This window comes from Actinobacillus lignieresii, assembly GCF_900444945.1.
GTDB classification, from domain to species: Bacteria; Pseudomonadota; Gammaproteobacteria; order Enterobacterales; family Pasteurellaceae; genus Actinobacillus; species Actinobacillus lignieresii.
This window is the reverse complement of the sequence record NZ_UFRM01000001.1, coordinates 1,290,358-1,306,007: the sequence shown is the minus strand read 5'-3', so window position 1 is coordinate 1,306,007 and position 15,650 is coordinate 1,290,358. Positions and strand designations below refer to the sequence as shown.

At 42.2% G+C, this 15,650-nt stretch carries 17 protein-coding genes; 11 read left to right on the top strand and 6 right to left on the bottom strand.

Annotated elements, in window-relative coordinates:
• Window positions 1-66 precede the first annotated feature (66 nt).
• Window positions 67-1,443, top strand: a complete 1,377-nt coding sequence (argH, locus tag DY200_RS05935; RefSeq protein ID WP_115587292.1) for an argininosuccinate lyase — start codon at window positions 67-69, stop codon at window positions 1,441-1,443.
• A gap of 308 nt (window positions 1,444-1,751) precedes the next feature.
• Here argH and DY200_RS05925 read toward each other — a convergent pair whose 3' ends face one another.
• Window positions 1,752-3,308, bottom strand: coding sequence for a SulP family inorganic anion transporter (locus DY200_RS05925; RefSeq protein ID WP_005612605.1), 1,557 nt, complete (start codon window positions 3,306-3,308; stop codon window positions 1,752-1,754).
• 279 nt (window positions 3,309-3,587) lie between these two features.
• Between DY200_RS05925 and DY200_RS05920 the strand changes: the two genes are divergently transcribed.
• From DY200_RS05920 to pnuC, 5 genes are all read left to right on the top strand, one after another.
• The gene (locus DY200_RS05920; protein ID WP_115587289.1) at window positions 3,588-4,556 is read left to right on the top strand and encodes a RodZ domain-containing protein; all 969 of its coding nucleotides are present in this window, start codon (window positions 3,588-3,590) and stop codon (window positions 4,554-4,556) included.
• Window positions 4,557-4,565: 9 nt separating this feature from the next.
• Window positions 4,566-5,678 (top strand): flavodoxin-dependent (E)-4-hydroxy-3-methylbut-2-enyl-diphosphate synthase, encoded by a 1,113-nt coding sequence (gene ispG / locus DY200_RS05915; RefSeq protein WP_005598113.1) that lies wholly within the window; start codon window positions 4,566-4,568, stop codon window positions 5,676-5,678.
• 127 nt (window positions 5,679-5,805) lie between these two features.
• On the top strand, window positions 5,806-7,077 hold the full coding sequence (gene hisS / locus DY200_RS05910; RefSeq protein WP_115587287.1) for a histidine--tRNA ligase: 1,272 nt from the start codon (window positions 5,806-5,808) through the stop codon (window positions 7,075-7,077).
• A 15-nt stretch (window positions 7,078-7,092) separates the two neighbouring features.
• Window positions 7,093-7,716, top strand: coding sequence for a YfgM family protein (locus DY200_RS05905; RefSeq protein WP_115587285.1), 624 nt, complete (start codon window positions 7,093-7,095; stop codon window positions 7,714-7,716).
• A gap of 127 nt (window positions 7,717-7,843) precedes the next feature.
• Entirely contained in the window at window positions 7,844-8,536 is a 693-nt protein-coding gene (gene pnuC, locus DY200_RS05900) for a nicotinamide riboside transporter PnuC (protein ID WP_005598109.1), read from the top strand.
• A gap of 91 nt (window positions 8,537-8,627) precedes the next feature.
• Here the strand turns inward: pnuC and purD are convergent, their stop codons facing one another.
• Window positions 8,628-9,914 carry a phosphoribosylamine--glycine ligase gene (gene purD / locus DY200_RS05895; protein WP_115587284.1) on the bottom strand — a complete coding sequence of 429 codons (1,287 nt, stop codon included), beginning with the start codon at window positions 9,912-9,914 and terminating at the stop codon, window positions 8,628-8,630.
• 280 nt (window positions 9,915-10,194) lie between these two features.
• Between purD and rpsF the strand changes: the two genes are divergently transcribed.
• The 4 genes from rpsF to rplI are packed head-to-tail and all read left to right on the top strand — an operon-like array spanning window position 10,195 to window position 11,587.
• A complete protein-coding gene (rpsF, locus tag DY200_RS05890) occupies window positions 10,195-10,569 on the top strand; it encodes a 30S ribosomal protein S6 (protein ID WP_115587282.1) in 375 nt (124 codons plus the stop codon).
• Entirely contained in the window at window positions 10,544-10,918 is a 375-nt protein-coding gene (gene priB, locus DY200_RS05885) for a primosomal replication protein N (RefSeq protein ID WP_005598106.1), read from the top strand. Before rpsF ends, priB begins: the two co-directional genes overlap by 26 nt.
• A complete protein-coding gene (gene rpsR, locus DY200_RS05880) occupies window positions 10,893-11,120 on the top strand; it encodes a 30S ribosomal protein S18 (RefSeq protein ID WP_005598105.1) in 228 nt (75 codons plus the stop codon). Before priB ends, rpsR begins: the two co-directional genes overlap by 26 nt.
• A 17-nt stretch (window positions 11,121-11,137) precedes the next feature.
• The gene (rplI, locus tag DY200_RS05875) at window positions 11,138-11,587 is read left to right on the top strand and encodes a 50S ribosomal protein L9 (protein WP_005617644.1); all 450 of its coding nucleotides are present in this window, start codon (window positions 11,138-11,140) and stop codon (window positions 11,585-11,587) included.
• A gap of 88 nt (window positions 11,588-11,675) precedes the next feature.
• Here rplI and DY200_RS05870 read toward each other — a convergent pair whose 3' ends face one another.
• Window positions 11,676-11,891, bottom strand: coding sequence for an HP1242/YdcH family protein (locus DY200_RS05870; protein ID WP_005598087.1), 216 nt, complete (start codon window positions 11,889-11,891; stop codon window positions 11,676-11,678).
• 195 nt (window positions 11,892-12,086) lie between these two features.
• Here DY200_RS05870 and DY200_RS05865 point away from each other — a divergent pair, with 195 nt between their 5' ends.
• Entirely contained in the window at window positions 12,087-13,172 is a 1,086-nt protein-coding gene (locus tag DY200_RS05865) for a prolipoprotein diacylglyceryl transferase (protein WP_115587280.1), read from the top strand.
• Between the two features lie 26 nt (window positions 13,173-13,198).
• Here the strand turns inward: DY200_RS05865 and DY200_RS05860 are convergent, their stop codons facing one another.
• Genes DY200_RS05860 through DY200_RS05850 form a run of 3 tightly spaced genes read right to left on the bottom strand, consistent with a single transcriptional unit; the run spans window position 13,199 to window position 15,645 of the window.
• On the bottom strand, window positions 13,199-13,954 hold the full coding sequence (locus DY200_RS05860; RefSeq protein ID WP_115587278.1) for a class I SAM-dependent methyltransferase: 756 nt from the start codon (window positions 13,952-13,954) through the stop codon (window positions 13,199-13,201).
• 42 nt (window positions 13,955-13,996) lie between these two features.
• Window positions 13,997-15,001 carry an anthranilate phosphoribosyltransferase gene (gene trpD, locus DY200_RS05855; protein WP_115587276.1) on the bottom strand — a complete coding sequence of 335 codons (1,005 nt, stop codon included), beginning with the start codon at window positions 14,999-15,001 and terminating at the stop codon, window positions 13,997-13,999.
• A gap of 56 nt (window positions 15,002-15,057) precedes the next feature.
• The gene (locus DY200_RS05850) at window positions 15,058-15,645 is read right to left on the bottom strand and encodes an aminodeoxychorismate/anthranilate synthase component II (RefSeq protein WP_115587274.1); all 588 of its coding nucleotides are present in this window, start codon (window positions 15,643-15,645) and stop codon (window positions 15,058-15,060) included.
• Window positions 15,646-15,650 lie beyond the last annotated feature (5 nt).

Sequence of the window (15,650 nt, the reverse complement as noted above, 5' to 3'; positions counted from 1 at the left end):
AAATATCCCTATTCAAATGTACAGGACATCTTTTAAGAAGATTAAAGAAGCGAAAAGGAACACAATATGGCACTTTGGGGTGGACGTTTTAAACAAGAAGCTGATGCAAAATTTAAATTTTTCAATGACTCGTTACGTTTTGACTATCGTTTAGCATTACAAGATATTGACGGTTCAATCGGTTGGGCGAAAGCGATTACTTCGGTTGGCATTTTAACCGAGCAAGAACACCAACAATTAGTGGCGGCATTAAAAGAATTACGTGCGGAAATCGAGCCGAATATTGCTATTATTTTACGTGATGATGCGGAAGATATTCATAGCTGGGTTGAGTCGAAACTGATCGAAAAAGTGGGCGATTTAGGTAAAAAGCTTCACACCGGTCGTAGTCGTAACGACCAAGTTGCGGTGGATATGAAAATGTGGTGTAAAGTACAAGCGGTCGTATTGCAAGAGCGTATCCGTAACTTACAACACAAATTGGTTGAAACCGCCGAAGCAAATCAAAATGCGGTGATGCCGGGTTATACCCATTTGCAACGTGCGCAGCCGATTACTTTTGCACACTGGTGTATGGCGTATTACGAAATGTTAGAGCGTGATTTCAGCCGTTTAACCGATGCTTATAAACGTATGCACACCTGCCCGTTAGGTTCAGGCGCATTAGCCGGCACGGCGTATTCAATTGATCGTGATGCGCTTGCGCAGGATCTCGGCTTTGCGATTAGTACACGTAACAGTTTGGATTCGGTTTCGGATCGTGACCACGTGTTGGAATTGCTCTCAACCGCTTCGATCAGTATGGTGCATTTATCACGTTTTGCTGAAGATCTTATTTTCTTTAATAGTGGTGAATCAGCGTTCTTGGAATTATCGGATCGTGTTACTTCCGGTTCTTCATTAATGCCGCAAAAGAAAAATCCGGATGCGTGTGAGCTAATTCGTGGTAAATCAGGCCGTGTTTTCGGGGCATTATCAGGTTTACTCACTACCTTAAAAGGCTTACCGCTTGCATATAATAAAGATATGCAAGAGGACAAAGAGGGCATCTTTGATGCGATGGAAACCTGGCAGGCTTGCTTAGAGATTGGGGCGTTAGTGTTGGAAGATATCAATGTAAACGTAGAACGTACCCGTGAAGCGGCACAGCAAGGTTATTCCAATGCGACCGAACTTGCCGATTATTTAGTGGCGAAAGGTATTCCGTTCCGTGAAGCGCATCATATCGTGGGTGAAGCGGTAGTTTATGCCATCAGCAAACGTGAACCGTTGGAAGCGTTAAGCGTAGCGGAATTTAAACAGTTCCACCCGGTGATTGATGAAGACGTTTACCCGATTCTTTCGTTAGAATCTTGTTTAGAAAAACGTAGCGCGAAAGGCGGGGTAAATCCAGAACGTGTCCGTGAAGCGATTGAAGCGGCTAAAGTAAATTTAGGGGCTTAGTTTTACCACGCACGGCAAGCCGTACGTGGTTACGATCAGCCTACGGCTGAGTGAGCCACTCTGTGGCTCTAGAACACTTTGTGATGGTACTAGTCTTTGACGAGTGTCTTTAATTTTTTACTTATATATCAATTAACGAGTAGCACTCGACAGGAGTTGAGTACTATCTTTGGAGATTTGGATAAGATCAAGCGGTCTGATTTTGTAAGAAATTTGCAAAATCAGACCGCTTGTTTATTTGTAGCCTACGCACGACAAATTCTCTTTTATTCTGTGTATTCGGTATTTTCCGTGGTTCAGAATAATATCTAAATTCGGCTACCGTGTTCCACTTTGACGTGGCTGGCGTGGTCGATTTCTTGGTTATTGTAATCGGATTTAAAGCCTTTTAAATACACGCGAATATGATTTTCTCGTGCGGTAATATTGGCGAAATCTTCAATTAATTCTAATACGTCCGAAGCTATATAAGAGGTGCGAGAGGCATCAATAATCACTTTAGAATTCGGGCGAATATTTTTTAAGGTCTTTTTAATCGCCGCTTTATTTAAGAAAGAAACTTCTTCGGAAAGCTGCATTTTGATGTAACTTGCGTCTTCCAATTCTTCACGGCTTAAATAGTAAGCTCGCTTCATATTACCTTGTAATAAAAAGATAATACTAATCACTAAGCCCAATCCGACCCCTTTGAGTAAATCAAACGCTACCACTGCCGCTGCCGTTGCCACAAACGGAATAAACTGATAAATCCCTTTATGCCAGAAGTGTTTGAAAACCGTTGGACGAGCCAATTTATAACCGACCAAAATTAAGACGGCAGATAAAGTGGCTAGCGGAATTTGATTTAAAATGCTCGGAATCGCTAAAACACAGACCAACAATAAAACACCGTGAATGATACTGGATAATTTGTGGGTTGCACCGGCATTGGCGTTAGCGGAAGAACGTACGATCACGGCAGTAATCGGTAAGCCGCCTAATACGGAAGAAACAATATTGCCCACCCCTTGCGCGCGTAATTCTTGGTTGGTATCGGTAATGCGGCGTTTACTGTCTAAACGGTCGGCGGCTTCAATTGATAATAACGTTTCGATTGAGGCGACAATCGCCATGGTTGCACCGGTTACCCAGACAATTGACGAACTGAAACCGGCAAAATCCGGAAAACGAATTAAATCGCTCATTTCCGCCCAAGAATTAGGAATTGGTAACTGGACGAGCTGTGTTGCAGGAATGGCTAGTGAGCTGTCCATACCGATAAATAAGCGATTCAGACAAATACTGATAATTACCGCAATTAATGCCGAAGGAAGCATTTTAATTTTTTTGAGCGTAGGGGAAGAGTCCCAACCCAACATAAGAAACAGCGAAAGCAGAGCAATGCTGAACGAGCCTAGATGAATATTAATAAAGGATTGGCTCAGTTCTTGGAAGAATTGTTTATTCCCCAATGCGTACGGCAGTTGCGAGAAAATAATTAAAATACCGATACCGGCTAACATCCCTTCAATCACTGCAATCGGAATATAGTTGGTAATACTGCCGGCACGTAAAAAACCGAGCGAGAGTTGAATAACGCCGGCGACGATACCTGCGCAAAGAAATAATTCGAATGAGCCTAATTGAGTAATCGCCGCAAGCACAATCGCAACCAACCCGGCGGCAGGCCCTGCCACGCTGATATGTGACGAACTCAATGCGCCGATAACGATACCGCCGATAATACCTGATACGACTCCCGAAAGCGGCGGTGCGCCCGACGCCAATGCGATACCGAGACATAGAGGTAAGGCGACTAAAAATACGACTAAACCGGAGGCAAAATTTTGTTTAAATAAACGGGTTTTATCTTTTTCGGAAATCATTATGGGTACCACTTATTTCTATATTTTTTATTTCTATATTTCGAGCATGCTTTAGCACAATGACTAAAGTGCGAAATATATTCTACGCCTTTTACCGGCATAATCTTTGGTTTATATCAGAGATTTTGATAATTCTTTTATTCTATGGAATAAATTTGCCGAAAATATTCATGGTAAGAAAATTTTTCGTGCAAAATTGCGAGTTAAGATTGCAAAACAAGCGTGACATCTTTAAACTTCCGAATAATTTTTTGTAATTTTTTAATCAAGAGCCTCGTTATGACCGAATCAACTCATCCAATGCAAGAAAATCAAGATATTCCTTTAGGACAAAAGCTGAAACAAGCGCGTGAAGCGTTGCATTTAAGCATTGAGGATGTCGCCAAAAAAACGAATTTAAAAAAATCTCACATCGAGTCTTTAGAAAACGATATTTTTATTTTACAAAATGTAGCGCCGACCTTCGTACGCGGTTATGTGCGTAATTATTTACGCTTCTTACGTCTGCCGGAAGCCTTGGTTTCGACCGTAAATTACGGCGAGGTGATTATTCCTAAAGACGCGGTTAAAACGCCTTCGCCTAAAGTCGTGCAAAAATCTCAAACGAAATGGGTGAAGTATCTTACTATTCTTGTCTTATTAGGTGCGGTGGGGATGACGTTACTTTGGTGGTGGCAAGATTACCAAAAAGAACAAGAAAGCCGAGAACATATTGTAAGCAGTTCCGTTGTAGAGCCGACGGCGACACAGGTTACTGCGCCAATTACCGCCCCTGTGGTAGAAACACCGCCTGCACCTGTAGCCGTTGCACCTGTTATGGAAACGCCTAAAGCGGAAACTACCTCACCGATGCCAACGGAAAATAATGCGCTAAATACGGCTGCGGCTACAGAACAACCGCAAGTTAGCGTTATGCCGGAAGCGACAACCGAAGCGGTTAATGTGTTACAACAACCGGCTATTGAACCGGCAGCGGAACAACCTCAAGCGGCTGCCGTCGGTAATGATGAGTTACGTATCGAAATTACCGGTAAAGAAAGCTGGATCACGGTAAAAGGCAGTAAGAGTAAGAAAAGTTTAGCGGAAAAATTATATAGTAACGGTGAAGTGCTGACATTTAACGGCGATGAACAGTATCGTTTAACCATTGGTGCGCCGGCGAATGTAAAACTTTATTATAAAGGCCAAGAAGTACCGTTAAAAATTGACGGGCGTGTCGCTCGTATTAGATTACCTTTAGCACAATAAGGATTGGAAATGTCAATTCATCAATCGCCAATTAAACGTCGCGAATCTAAAAAGATTTGGGTGGGGAATGTCGCAGTCGGCGGCGATGCGCCGATTTCGGTGCAGTCGATGACCAATACGCGTACCACCGATGTGGAAGCTACCGTTGCACAAATCAAATCGCTTGAGCGTGTCGGTGCGGATATCGTACGCGTTTCGGTACCGACTATGGATGCGGCGGAAGCGTTTAAAGTGATTAAACAGCAAGTGAACGTACCGCTCGTGGCGGATATTCATTTCGATTATCGTATCGCATTAAAAGTGGCGGAATACGGTGTGGATTGTTTACGTATCAATCCGGGTAATATCGGTAACGAAGAGCGTATTCGCGCCGTTGTGGACTGTGCGAAAGATAAAAATATTCCGATTCGAATCGGTGTGAATGCCGGTTCACTTGAACGTGATTTACAAGAGAAATACGGCGAGCCGACTCCGCAGGCATTATTGGAATCGGCATTACGTCACGTAGATATTTTAGATCGCTTTAATTTTGAGAACTTCAAAGTGAGCGTAAAAGCGTCCGATGTGTTTCTAGCGGTTGAATCTTACCGTCTTTTAGCCAAACAAATCGTACAGCCGTTGCATTTAGGCATTACCGAAGCGGGCGGTGCGAGAGCCGGTTCGGTCAAATCCGCAGTCGGTTTAGGACTATTACTGTCTGAAGGTATCGGTGATACGTTGCGTATTTCGCTTGCAGCGGATCCGGTTGAAGAAGTGAAAGTCGGTTTCGATATTTTAAAATCGTTGCGTATTCGTTCTCGCGGTATCAACTTCATTGCTTGCCCGACTTGTTCACGTCAAGAAATCGACGTTATTGCTACGGTAAATGCGTTGGAACAACGTTTGGAAGATATTTTAACTCCGATGGACGTTTCCATTATCGGTTGTGTGGTAAACGGGCCGGGTGAAGCGCTGATTTCCGATTTAGGGGTAACCGGTTCCAATAAAATGAGCGGTTTTTATCTTGATGGCGTTCGCCAAAAAGAGCGTTTCGATAATGAAAAATTAATTGACCAACTGGAAGCAAAAATTCGAGCAAGAGTTGCCGAACAACACAATCGAATTCAAATCGAACAAATTTAATTTTAGTAACCACGGTGACACCGATTTACGGATATTGTGTAAAACAAGCGGTCAATTTTCTTCAAAAATTTACCAGCCGTACTATTTTGTGTTGTCCGTGGTTTTAGCGTAATAAAAGGAAAATAAAGTGGCTAAAAATATTCAAGCAATTCGTGGGATGAATGATTGCTCACCGACAGAATCGCCGTTATGGCAGTGGATTGAGAATAAAGTACGTAACGTATTAGCCGGTTACGGTTATTCCGAAGTGCGTATGCCGATTGTCGAAAGCACCCCGCTTTTCGCACGTGCAATCGGCGAAGTGACCGATGTGGTTTCAAAAGAAATGTACACCTTCTGGGATAATGACGAACAATTAACCCTTCGTCCGGAAGGGACGGCAGGTTGCGTGCGTGCGGCGATCGAACGCGGGTGGATTTACAATAACGAACAACGTTTATGGTATATGGGTCCAATGTTCCGTCACGAGCGTCCGCAAAAAGGTCGTTACCGCCAATTCCACCAAGCCGGTGTAGAGGTTTTCGGTATTCCTAATCCGGAAATTGATGCGGAATTAATTATTTTAACCGCACGTTTATGGAAAGAACTGGGCATCGATCAACACGTGTCTTTACAATTAAACTCTATCGGTTCGCTTGAAGCTCGTGCGAATTATCGTTCGGCATTGGTAAAATTCTTAGAAAATCACACCGCTTTAATGAGCGATGAAGAAAAAGAACGCTTAGTTAAAAATCCGTTACGTATTCTTGATACCAAAAACCAAGCGTTACAAGAAGTACTTAATGATGCGCCGAAATTATTGGATTACTTAGATGATGACAGCCGTGAGCATTTTGCGCACCTTTGTCATTTACTAGATGCGATGGGTATCACTTATGAAGTGAATCCGAAACTGGTACGCGGTTTGGATTACTACAATAAAACCGTATTCGAGTGGGTAACTTCGGCATTAGGTTCTCAAGGCACGGTATGCGGCGGCGGTCGTTATGACGGCTTGGTCGAACAACTCGGCGGTCATGCAACGCAAGGCGTCGGTTTTGCGATGGGCTTAGAGCGTTTGGTTCTGCTAGTTCAAGAAGTGAATAAAGAAATCAACTTACCGAAAGCGGTTGATGTCTATGTGGTTTATTCGGGTGAAGGCGCGACTTTAAATGTGTTCCAAATGGCGGAACGAATCCGTAGCGAATTACCGCAATTAGGTGTGATGACTCACTGCTCGGGCGGTAACTTCAAAAAACAATTTAAACGTGCGGATAAAGTGGAAGCTCAAATCGCATTGGTTATCGGCGAAAGCGAAGTTGAACAACAAACCGTGGTGCTAAAAGATTTACAAAGCGGTGCGGAACAAGTCACAATCGCGCAAGCGGATTTAATCGCGGAACTTACAAAACGTTTTTAACATTAGGAAAAATGAATGAGTAACGAATATTTAAATAAAACGGAAGAACAGCAGTTTGAAGAGGCGAAAAATTGGTTTAAAGAGAACGGTACGCCGATTTTAGTTGCCGTCATCATTGCTTGTGCGGCGACTTTAGGCTGGAACTTTTGGCAGAATCACCAAGTCCAGGCGGCGCAACAAACCTCGGCGACCTACCAAAATATTATGGAAAGCTATTTGCAAGATCCCGAGAAAAACCAACCGCTAGTCGAGAAGTTTATCAATGAGAATAAAGATTCGAGTTATGCGGTGTTCTCACAATTGGAATCGGCAAAACAAGCGGTTGAAAAAGCGGATTTTGCAACGGCGAAAACCGTATTGCAAAGCGCACTGGCTTCAACAAGTGATGCCAGCTTACAAACGATCATTCGTTTCCGTTTGGCAACGCTGGATTATCAATTAAAAAATTATGATGATGCGTTGGCGACTTTAGGTCAAATTACGGATCAAGTATGGGAGCAACGTAAATTAGTCTTAACCGGCGATATTCTGGTGGCGAAAGGCGATAAGGCTTCGGCGAAAGGCGTTTATGAAAAAGCGAAAGCGAGCGCAACCAATCAAGATAAAGTATTGATTGACGTACGTTTAAATAATCTATAATCGAAATAGGGCTGTTTGTGCAGCCCTATTTTTTTATATTTATCGGAAATTATGTGATTTATATTTTACATTAATATTTGTTTTCACTTAGAATGGTACAGGTTTTATTATATTTGGAGGTCGAGTTATGAATACGCAAACAATTTCAAATTTTGTTAAACAAGAACTTTCCGGCTGGAAACCTTTTGAAGTGATTTGGCTTGTAGCCTTTATTGCCGCTCAAGTTTGGGCTTATGTACAAGCACCTGATTCTATCTTAGCAATGATTTCCGGTATCGCCGGTATCATCTGTGTTGTATTGGTCAGTAAGGGGAAAGTCAGTAACTATTTATTCGGTCTAATTTTTGCTTATACCTATTTTTATGTAGCGTGGGGTAATAATTTTATCGGGGAAATGAACAGTGTGCTTTATGTGTATTTGCCGGCGCAATTTATCGGTTACTTCGTGTGGCAAGCGAATATGCAAAAAGACAGCCAAGGCGGTGGAGCGGTGATTGCCAAGTCGTTAAGTGTCAAAGGCTGGATTATTCTGTTAGCGGCAATCGGTATCGGGACTTTTCTATTTATTCAAGCACTCAAAGCGGCGGGCGGTAGCTCGACCGGTTTAGACGGCGTTACCACTATCACAACCGTAGCGGCACAATTGCTGATGATTTTACGCTATCGTGAACAATGGTTATTGTGGATTGTACTTAATGTGTTATCAATCGCCTTATGGGCGGAAACACCGGCGATGTATTTAATGTACGGAGCTTATCTGCTTAACTCGCTCTACGGTTTCTATAACTGGACACAGTTAGAGAAAAGTGCACAGCGTTAGTCTTTTTTATTAATAAATAACAAGCGGTCTAATTTGCAAAATATTTTACCAATTAGACCGCTTGATTTTTTGCTGTTAGCTTAAAAGCAAATTACGCTTTTTCTCTTGCCACCGCACGGTGGCCGATATCACAGCGATAGAAACGTCCTTGCCATTGAATTTGCTCGGCAAGTTTTAACGCTTGTTGCTGTGCATCAAACACCGAATTACCTAATGCGGTTGCACATAAAACACGCCCGCCGTTAGTGACTAATTTTCCGTCTTTTTGCTCTACACCGGCAAGGAATACTTTCTGTGATTTTTGTGCTTGAGTTGGAATACCGCTGATTTCGTCGCCTTTACGGTAATCGCCCGGATAACCTTCCGCTGCAAGCACGATGCCTAACGCCGCTTGTTCACACCATTTTGATTTAATCGTATCAAGTTTTTCATCGCAAGCCGCTAAACAAAGTTGTACAAGATCCGACTCTAAACGCATCATAATCGGCTGGGTTTCCGGATCGCCGAAACGGCAGTTGAATTCGATTACTTTCGGCTGTCCGTTCGGCATAATCATTAAACCGGCATAGAGGAAACCGGTATATGCATTGCCTTCCGCCGCCATACCTTTCACAGTCGGGTAAATGACTTCTTGCATAACACGATTATGGATTTCCGGCGTAACGACCGGAGCCGGTGAGTATGCCCCCATTCCGCCGGTATTTAAACCTTTATCTCCTTCGCCAACACGCTTGTGATCTTGGCTGGTCGCCATCGGCTCAACGTTTTTACCGTCCACCATCACGATAAAACTGGCTTCTTCACCGTCTAAAAATTCTTCGATAACTACGCGGCTACCGGCTTCGCCGAATGCGTTGCCCGATAGCATATCTTTTACCGCTTCTTCCGCTTCTTCGAGCGTCATTGCAACAATTACGCCTTTACCGGCAGCTAAACCGTCCGCTTTAATTACAATCGGCGCACCTTTTTGTTTTAAATAAGCAAGTGCCGGCTCAACTTCGGTAAAATTTTGATATTCGGCAGTCGGAATCTGATGGCGAGCTAAGAAATCTTTAGTAAAGGCTTTTGAACCTTCTAACTGTGCCGCCGCTTGAGTCGGGCCAAAGATTTTTAAGCCGTTCGCTCGGAATGCATCAACTACACCGATAACAAGCGGTGCTTCGGGTCCAACAATCGTTAAGCCAATTTGGTTTTCCTTCGCAAAAGCAACTAATGTAGGAACATCAGTTGCGGCGATTGCCACATTTTCGATACCTTCTTCCAGAGCAGTACCGGCATTCCCCGGTGCGACAAAAACTTTTTTGACTAAAGGCGATTGACGAACTTTCCAAGCTAAAGCGTGTTCACGACCACCGTTACCAATAATTAATACATTCATTTGGATTCCTTATAAATTAATAAAAGCAAACGTTTGCGCAATTGTACTAGAAGATTGCAAAATACTGAACTATTATTCGTATTTTTATCAGATAAAACCTATTTTTATATTAAGTGATTAATCTCATTCTTACATTGGCAGGATTAACGATAAATTCTGCTTGCAAAAGCAACAGATTCACGTATAATTCCGCCGTTCAGTCACATTTGTTTTTTAATCCTTGCTTCCACAAGTCGGTGACTGGCTAAAGTTGGAGGCTGCTAACCCGTAAGGATAGTCAATGCGTCACTACGAAATCGTTTTTATGGTTCACCCGGACCAAAGCGAACAAGTACCGGCAATGATTGAGCGTTACACAGCGTCTGTTAAAGAAGCTGGCGGTCAAGTTCATCGCTTAGAAGATTGGGGTCGTCGTCAATTAGCATACCCAATCAACAAACTTCACAAAGCACACTACGTGTTAATGAATGTAGAAGCACCTCAAAGTGTAATCGACGAGTTAGAAACTAACTTCCGTTATAACGATGCAGTTCTTCGTAACTTAATCGTTCACACTAAAGCGGCAGTAACTGAAGCGTCACCAATGGTGAAAGCGAAAGAAAGCAAAGTTGCTGAAGCGGTATCTGAAGTTGAATCAGAGGAAGCTGGCGAGTAATTCGCCGATTGATAATTGCTTAATTCTGAGCGGCTCGGTCGCTTCAACGGTTAAGCAAAGCCAAAACCCGTTAGGGGTTCCGAATTATCGTTTTTGGCTTGAACATCGTTCAATTCAAACCGAAGTAAATTTAGAGCGTCAAGCGTGGTGTAAAATCCAAGTGATTTTAAATGGCAATCAATTTAGTTTAATAACCCAACAAATAAAGCTCGGCGATAAAATTAGAGTTTACGGATTTATCCACACTCACAAAGACTATAACGGTTTAAGCCAATTAGTCGTTCATGCCGAACATATTGAATTTATAGATCAGGAGAAGCCAAATGGCACGTTATTTCCGTCGTCGTAAGTTCTGCCGTTTCACAGCGGAAAATGTTGTTGAGATCGATTACAAAGATATCGCTACATTAAAGAACTACATTTCTGAAAGCGGCAAGATTGTTCCTAGCCGTATCACTGGTACTCGTGCGAAGTATCAACGTCAATTAGCTCGCGCAATCAAACGCGCTCGTTACTTAGCGTTACTTCCATACACTGACAACCATCAGTAATAGAGAGGTCGAGTACAATGCAAGTTATTTTATTAGATAAAGTTGCTCACTTAGGTTCTGTGGGCGACCAAGTAACCGTTAAATCAGGTTTTGCACGTAACTTCTTAATCCCACAAGGTAAAGCGGTTATGGCAACAGCAGCAAACATCGCTCACTTCGAAGCACGTCGTGCCGAGTTAGAAGCGAAAGCGGCTGAAGCGTTAGCGGCAGCACAAGCTCGTGCAGCTAAAATTGCTGAAATCGCAGCAGTATCAGTATCTGCAACAGCAGGTGATGACGGTCGTTTATTCGGTTCAATCTCTGCAAAAGATATCGCTGATGCATTAACAGCGGCAGGCGTTGCAGTAGCTAAATCAGAAGTTCGTTTAGGTGAAGGTCCGCTTCGCACAACCGGCGAACACGAAGTTAAAGTTCACTTACACCCTGAAGTGAATGCGGCAGTTACCGTAAACGTAGTTGCTGAATAATAATCGTAATGATTAACTGAAATACCCAGCTTTTTAGCTGGGTATTTTTTTATATATTATCTAAGCGTTTATATTGAACTTGATGAAACTATGCGGATTTTTTCTTAAGAATTGCATATAATTCATCTTTAATATGTAATTTTTCTCTTTTAAGAACTTCTATTTCATCATTTGTAGCAAGCTCGATATTTGATTCCATATTTTTAATCCGTTGGTCCAACTCATTATGTTTATCAAATAAACGGGAAAAGTGCGTATCACTATTCTTTAATTGAGTAATTAATTCACGAAATTCAGGGAACATATACAACTCCTATTATGTCTTAGTTAATCAATTGGTTTAGTTTGATACTACTCCTTTTTATTTATTCGGCATTGATTTTCTTTTGATTTTTTGAAGCTGATCACAAAATATTTCTTTTGGAATAGATTGATGAATTTACTCTAATATTAGCTCAGGTATAATACTGCCTCAGCTTGTTTTATAGGGACAATAATAATGCGTTACAAAGCTCTCTTATCCTTTTTCTTAGCTTTATTGAGCGGTGCGGCTTACGCTAAGTGGGAAAAAATTAATGATATTGATTACACTTGGGGTCCTTTCAAAATTTATAATATCTCCCTTTTTACCGAAACAGGCGAATACAAACAAGAATCTCGCCCGATTATGCTGACTTTAAAATACAGTAAGCCGGTGGACGGTCGGGATTTTGCGATTTCCGTTGCTAAATCATGGACGGATTTAGGTATTACGTTACCGAAACAAGATGAAGTGATTGATCGCTTACGTAAGATTTTACCGGACATCAAAGCTGATGATGAGCTAAGTTATATTGCTTTAGAGGATAAAGGCTATTTTGTATTAAACGATCAGGTAATTGAGCAAGAATTTGATCGAGCGTTTAATAATGCAATGTTAGCGATTTGGCTCGATCCTAAAGTTGAGTTTAGCCAAAAGCTCATCACTAAAAAAGTGGAAGGTGCCGAGCAAGTGGTTCATCGTTCATTGGAATATACGCAAAGTTTAGAGGAAGTGTCGCTTGAGCCAAGCAAAGAAAATATTTCAGCGGTTTCCGAATTGAGCGATGATACGGCGCATACGGAACAAGCGGTGGATTCCGAACAATTATCGACAAAATTAGAATCGACTAAAGCGATAAAATCTATCGGAGTACCGAGCTTACTTTCTCCGATTATGAATAAATCTTCGGCGCAGAACAAAGCGGGTGTGAAAGAACAGGTTGAGCAAAAGCCGTTAGAAGCTGAAAAAACGGTAGAAACGAAAAAAGAAGCCGTAACTGAGCATAAGACGACTGATTCGCAAACAGCGGTAGCGGAAAAAAACTCTCAAGCTAAAGAAAGCGTAGAGCCTAATAAAGAAGCGGTTGCAATAGAGAAAAAAGCGGAAGAGGTTAAAGAAACGCAAGCCGAGAAACCGTTAGAATCGGAAACGCCGGTAGAACCGGCTAAAGCAAAAGAAACCACTTCGCCGGAGAAACAATCTAAAGAAGAAGTAGAAAACCCGGAAAAAGAAATTATGCCGGAAATGGATCCGACACCGGACTATAAACTTCCTCTTTCATAAGGAGTATTAAGCAGTCGATTGGCTGCTTAATTTTTTTTAACTGCCTTAATAAATAAAAGTGGCGGGCGATGTTGTAGATCTTTAAACTCATTATGCCATTGCGGTTGTTCCGCCAGCATCGGCTCTTCCACTTGCACGATTTCAAACCCGGCTTGAATCAGCTGATTGCAAATCGTTGCCATGGTGCGATGATAGGTTTTGAATGCTTGTTGGAACCAACTTCTATCTCGTTCACCTTCATCTCGATAGTAATTTAAGCGATAAGCAACTTGTTGTTTTTGCTCATTTTTCTCCCAACGATAGCCGTCTTTATAGCAAGTGACGATCGGATGTTCTTGGGAAAAAATCAGCGTACCGCAAGCGATCATTTTTGCGGAAATTTTTGCAAGTAAATCGGCAAAATCCTCAATATAGTGAAACGCAAACGAACTGGTAACTACGTCAAAATTATCTTCCGGAATTTTATCTAATTGTTCCATCGGCAGGCAGTGCAGTGAGAAAGCGGTCGATTTTTGCCAATTTTTTGCTAAACAGCTTTCCGCCTGTTTTAGCATCAGTTCCGATAAATCCAGCCCGACAACTTTATTCGCACCTAATTCCAAATAATGCGCCAAATGCACTCCGGTACCGCAGCCTAAATCTAACACTTTTTTATTGGTGAGAGCCGGCAAAAGTGAAAACATCGTCGGCTTTTCCACTACTTCATTCATGCTGATTGGGTTTTCACGTAATTGTTGATAACGTTCAAAGAAAATCGGGGTATCGAAAATACTTTTTTTCAACTGCTTATTCCTATAAAAAAGCCCACAAATGCGGGCGATATGTTACTGGTATTGGGCGAGCTTTTGCAAGGTCTGATAGGCTTTATCTGTGCTGAGCAAATCTTTGACACGTTGTACGTTGGCTTTTAAATCTCGCTCGCCGAAAGTACGCATGAGCATAGCAGTATTTACTGCAACCGCATCAATATGTGCCGCTTCGCCTTTGCCTTGTAATAAAGCGGTAATTTTTTCCGCATTTTCTGCAGGTTCTCCGCCTTTTAAGGCTTCAATCGAATGACGTTGAATCCCAAAATCCTCTGGTGTGAGACTGAAATAGTGAATTTCGCCATGTTCAATTTCAGCGACTAATGTTTCGCCGTGAACAGTAACTTCATCCAAGCCTGCTCCGTGTACCACAATCGAATGTTGATGGTTTAAGCTACGCACTGTTTCCGCATAAATTTTCAAAACTTCCGGTGAATATACGCCGAGTAATTGGCGTTTAGCGTGTGCCGGATTGACTAATGGCCCTAAAATATTAAATAGCGTGCGAGTTTTCAGCACTTGGCGTACCGGTACAGCGTGTTTAAAACCGGCATGGTAAAGCGGTGCAAATAAGAAACAGAGATTATTTTCATCTAACGCTTGGCGTGCGGTTTGGGGGGAAATCGCCACATTAATCCCTAATGCGGCTAATACATCGCTTGCACCGGTTTTACTGGAAATGCTACGGCTACCGTGTTTTGCGACTTTATAGCCTAAGGTCGCCGCTACAATCGCACTGGCGGTAGAAATATTAATCGTATTTTGCCCATCACCACCAGTTCCGACAATATCGGCAAAATCGTAATCGGGAGTTGGGAATGCGGTTGCATTTGCAAATGCTGCTTCAACCGCTCCGGCGATTTCTTCAATTGTTTCACCTCGTAATTTTAATGCAATAAGAGCCGCGGAAAGTTGTTCGTTAGAAACATTACCTTGAATCACTCGCTCAAAAAAGTATTGCGATTCTGCTTTTGTGAGCGTTTGATTCTCAAATAATTGGCTAAGAATGTTGTCGAGTTGCATAGTGTTATCCTGTTTTTGTTATGTTGATAAGCGGTTATTTTTCTAAATTTTTTTGCTTAATGTTGTGTGGAAAGCAGCCATTCGACCGATTGTTTTAATAATTTAGTACCTTCTACGGTTAGGATTGATTCCGGGTGAAATTGAAAGCCGCAAATCGGTAATTGTTTGTGGCGAATCGCCATCACGATATTATCGAAGCGAGCATTGATTTCTAACTCCTTCGGTAGCTCATCCCCCATTAATGAATGGTAACGGGCAACCGACATCGGGTTATTAATACCGTGGAACATTGCTTGGTTATCGTGTTCAATTTTTGACACCTTACCATGTAAAACGGTGCCGGTATGAACGATACGCCCGCCTAATGCTTCGATAATTGCTTGATGCCCTAAACAAATGCCAATCATCGGTACAACGCCTTTGAGCTGTTTAATGATTGCTAACATATTGCCGGCTTCTGCCGGTGTGCCGGGGCCGGGTGAAAGTGCCACAATACAATTTTCGGTAGTTTGTGCTTTTTTCAAAAAATCTTCTAACGGGTAATCGTTACGAAAAATCGTCACTTGATGACCTAATTCACGAAATTGATCGACAAGGTTGTAGGTAAACGAATCAAAATTATCAACAAAAAGAATATGTGCCATAGCTT

Excerpts from the sequence above, each read along its gene's own strand:
- argH (WP_115587292.1), top strand. The coding sequence starts at position 67 with ATGGCACTTTGGGGTGGACGTTTTAAACAAGAAGCTGATGCAAAATTT.
- DY200_RS05925 (WP_005612605.1), bottom strand. The coding sequence starts at position 3,308 with ATGATTTCCGAAAAAGATAAAACCCGTTTATTTAAACAAAATTTTGCC.
- DY200_RS05920 (WP_115587289.1), top strand. The coding sequence starts at position 3,588 with ATGACCGAATCAACTCATCCAATGCAAGAAAATCAAGATATTCCTTTA.
- ispG (WP_005598113.1), top strand. The coding sequence starts at position 4,566 with ATGTCAATTCATCAATCGCCAATTAAACGTCGCGAATCTAAAAAGATT.
- DY200_RS05905 (WP_115587285.1), top strand. The coding sequence starts at position 7,093 with ATGAGTAACGAATATTTAAATAAAACGGAAGAACAGCAGTTTGAAGAG.
- pnuC (WP_005598109.1), top strand. The coding sequence starts at position 7,844 with ATGAATACGCAAACAATTTCAAATTTTGTTAAACAAGAACTTTCCGGC.
- purD (WP_115587284.1), bottom strand. The coding sequence starts at position 9,914 with ATGAATGTATTAATTATTGGTAACGGTGGTCGTGAACACGCTTTAGCT.
- rpsF (WP_115587282.1), top strand. The coding sequence starts at position 10,195 with ATGCGTCACTACGAAATCGTTTTTATGGTTCACCCGGACCAAAGCGAA.
- rpsR (WP_005598105.1), top strand. The coding sequence starts at position 10,893 with ATGGCACGTTATTTCCGTCGTCGTAAGTTCTGCCGTTTCACAGCGGAA.
- rplI (WP_005617644.1), top strand. The coding sequence starts at position 11,138 with ATGCAAGTTATTTTATTAGATAAAGTTGCTCACTTAGGTTCTGTGGGC.
- DY200_RS05870 (WP_005598087.1), bottom strand. The coding sequence starts at position 11,891 with ATGTTCCCTGAATTTCGTGAATTAATTACTCAATTAAAGAATAGTGAT.
- DY200_RS05865 (WP_115587280.1), top strand. The coding sequence starts at position 12,087 with ATGCGTTACAAAGCTCTCTTATCCTTTTTCTTAGCTTTATTGAGCGGT.
- trpD (WP_115587276.1), bottom strand. The coding sequence starts at position 15,001 with ATGCAACTCGACAACATTCTTAGCCAATTATTTGAGAATCAAACGCTC.
- DY200_RS05850 (WP_115587274.1), bottom strand. The coding sequence starts at position 15,645 with ATGGCACATATTCTTTTTGTTGATAATTTTGATTCGTTTACCTACAAC.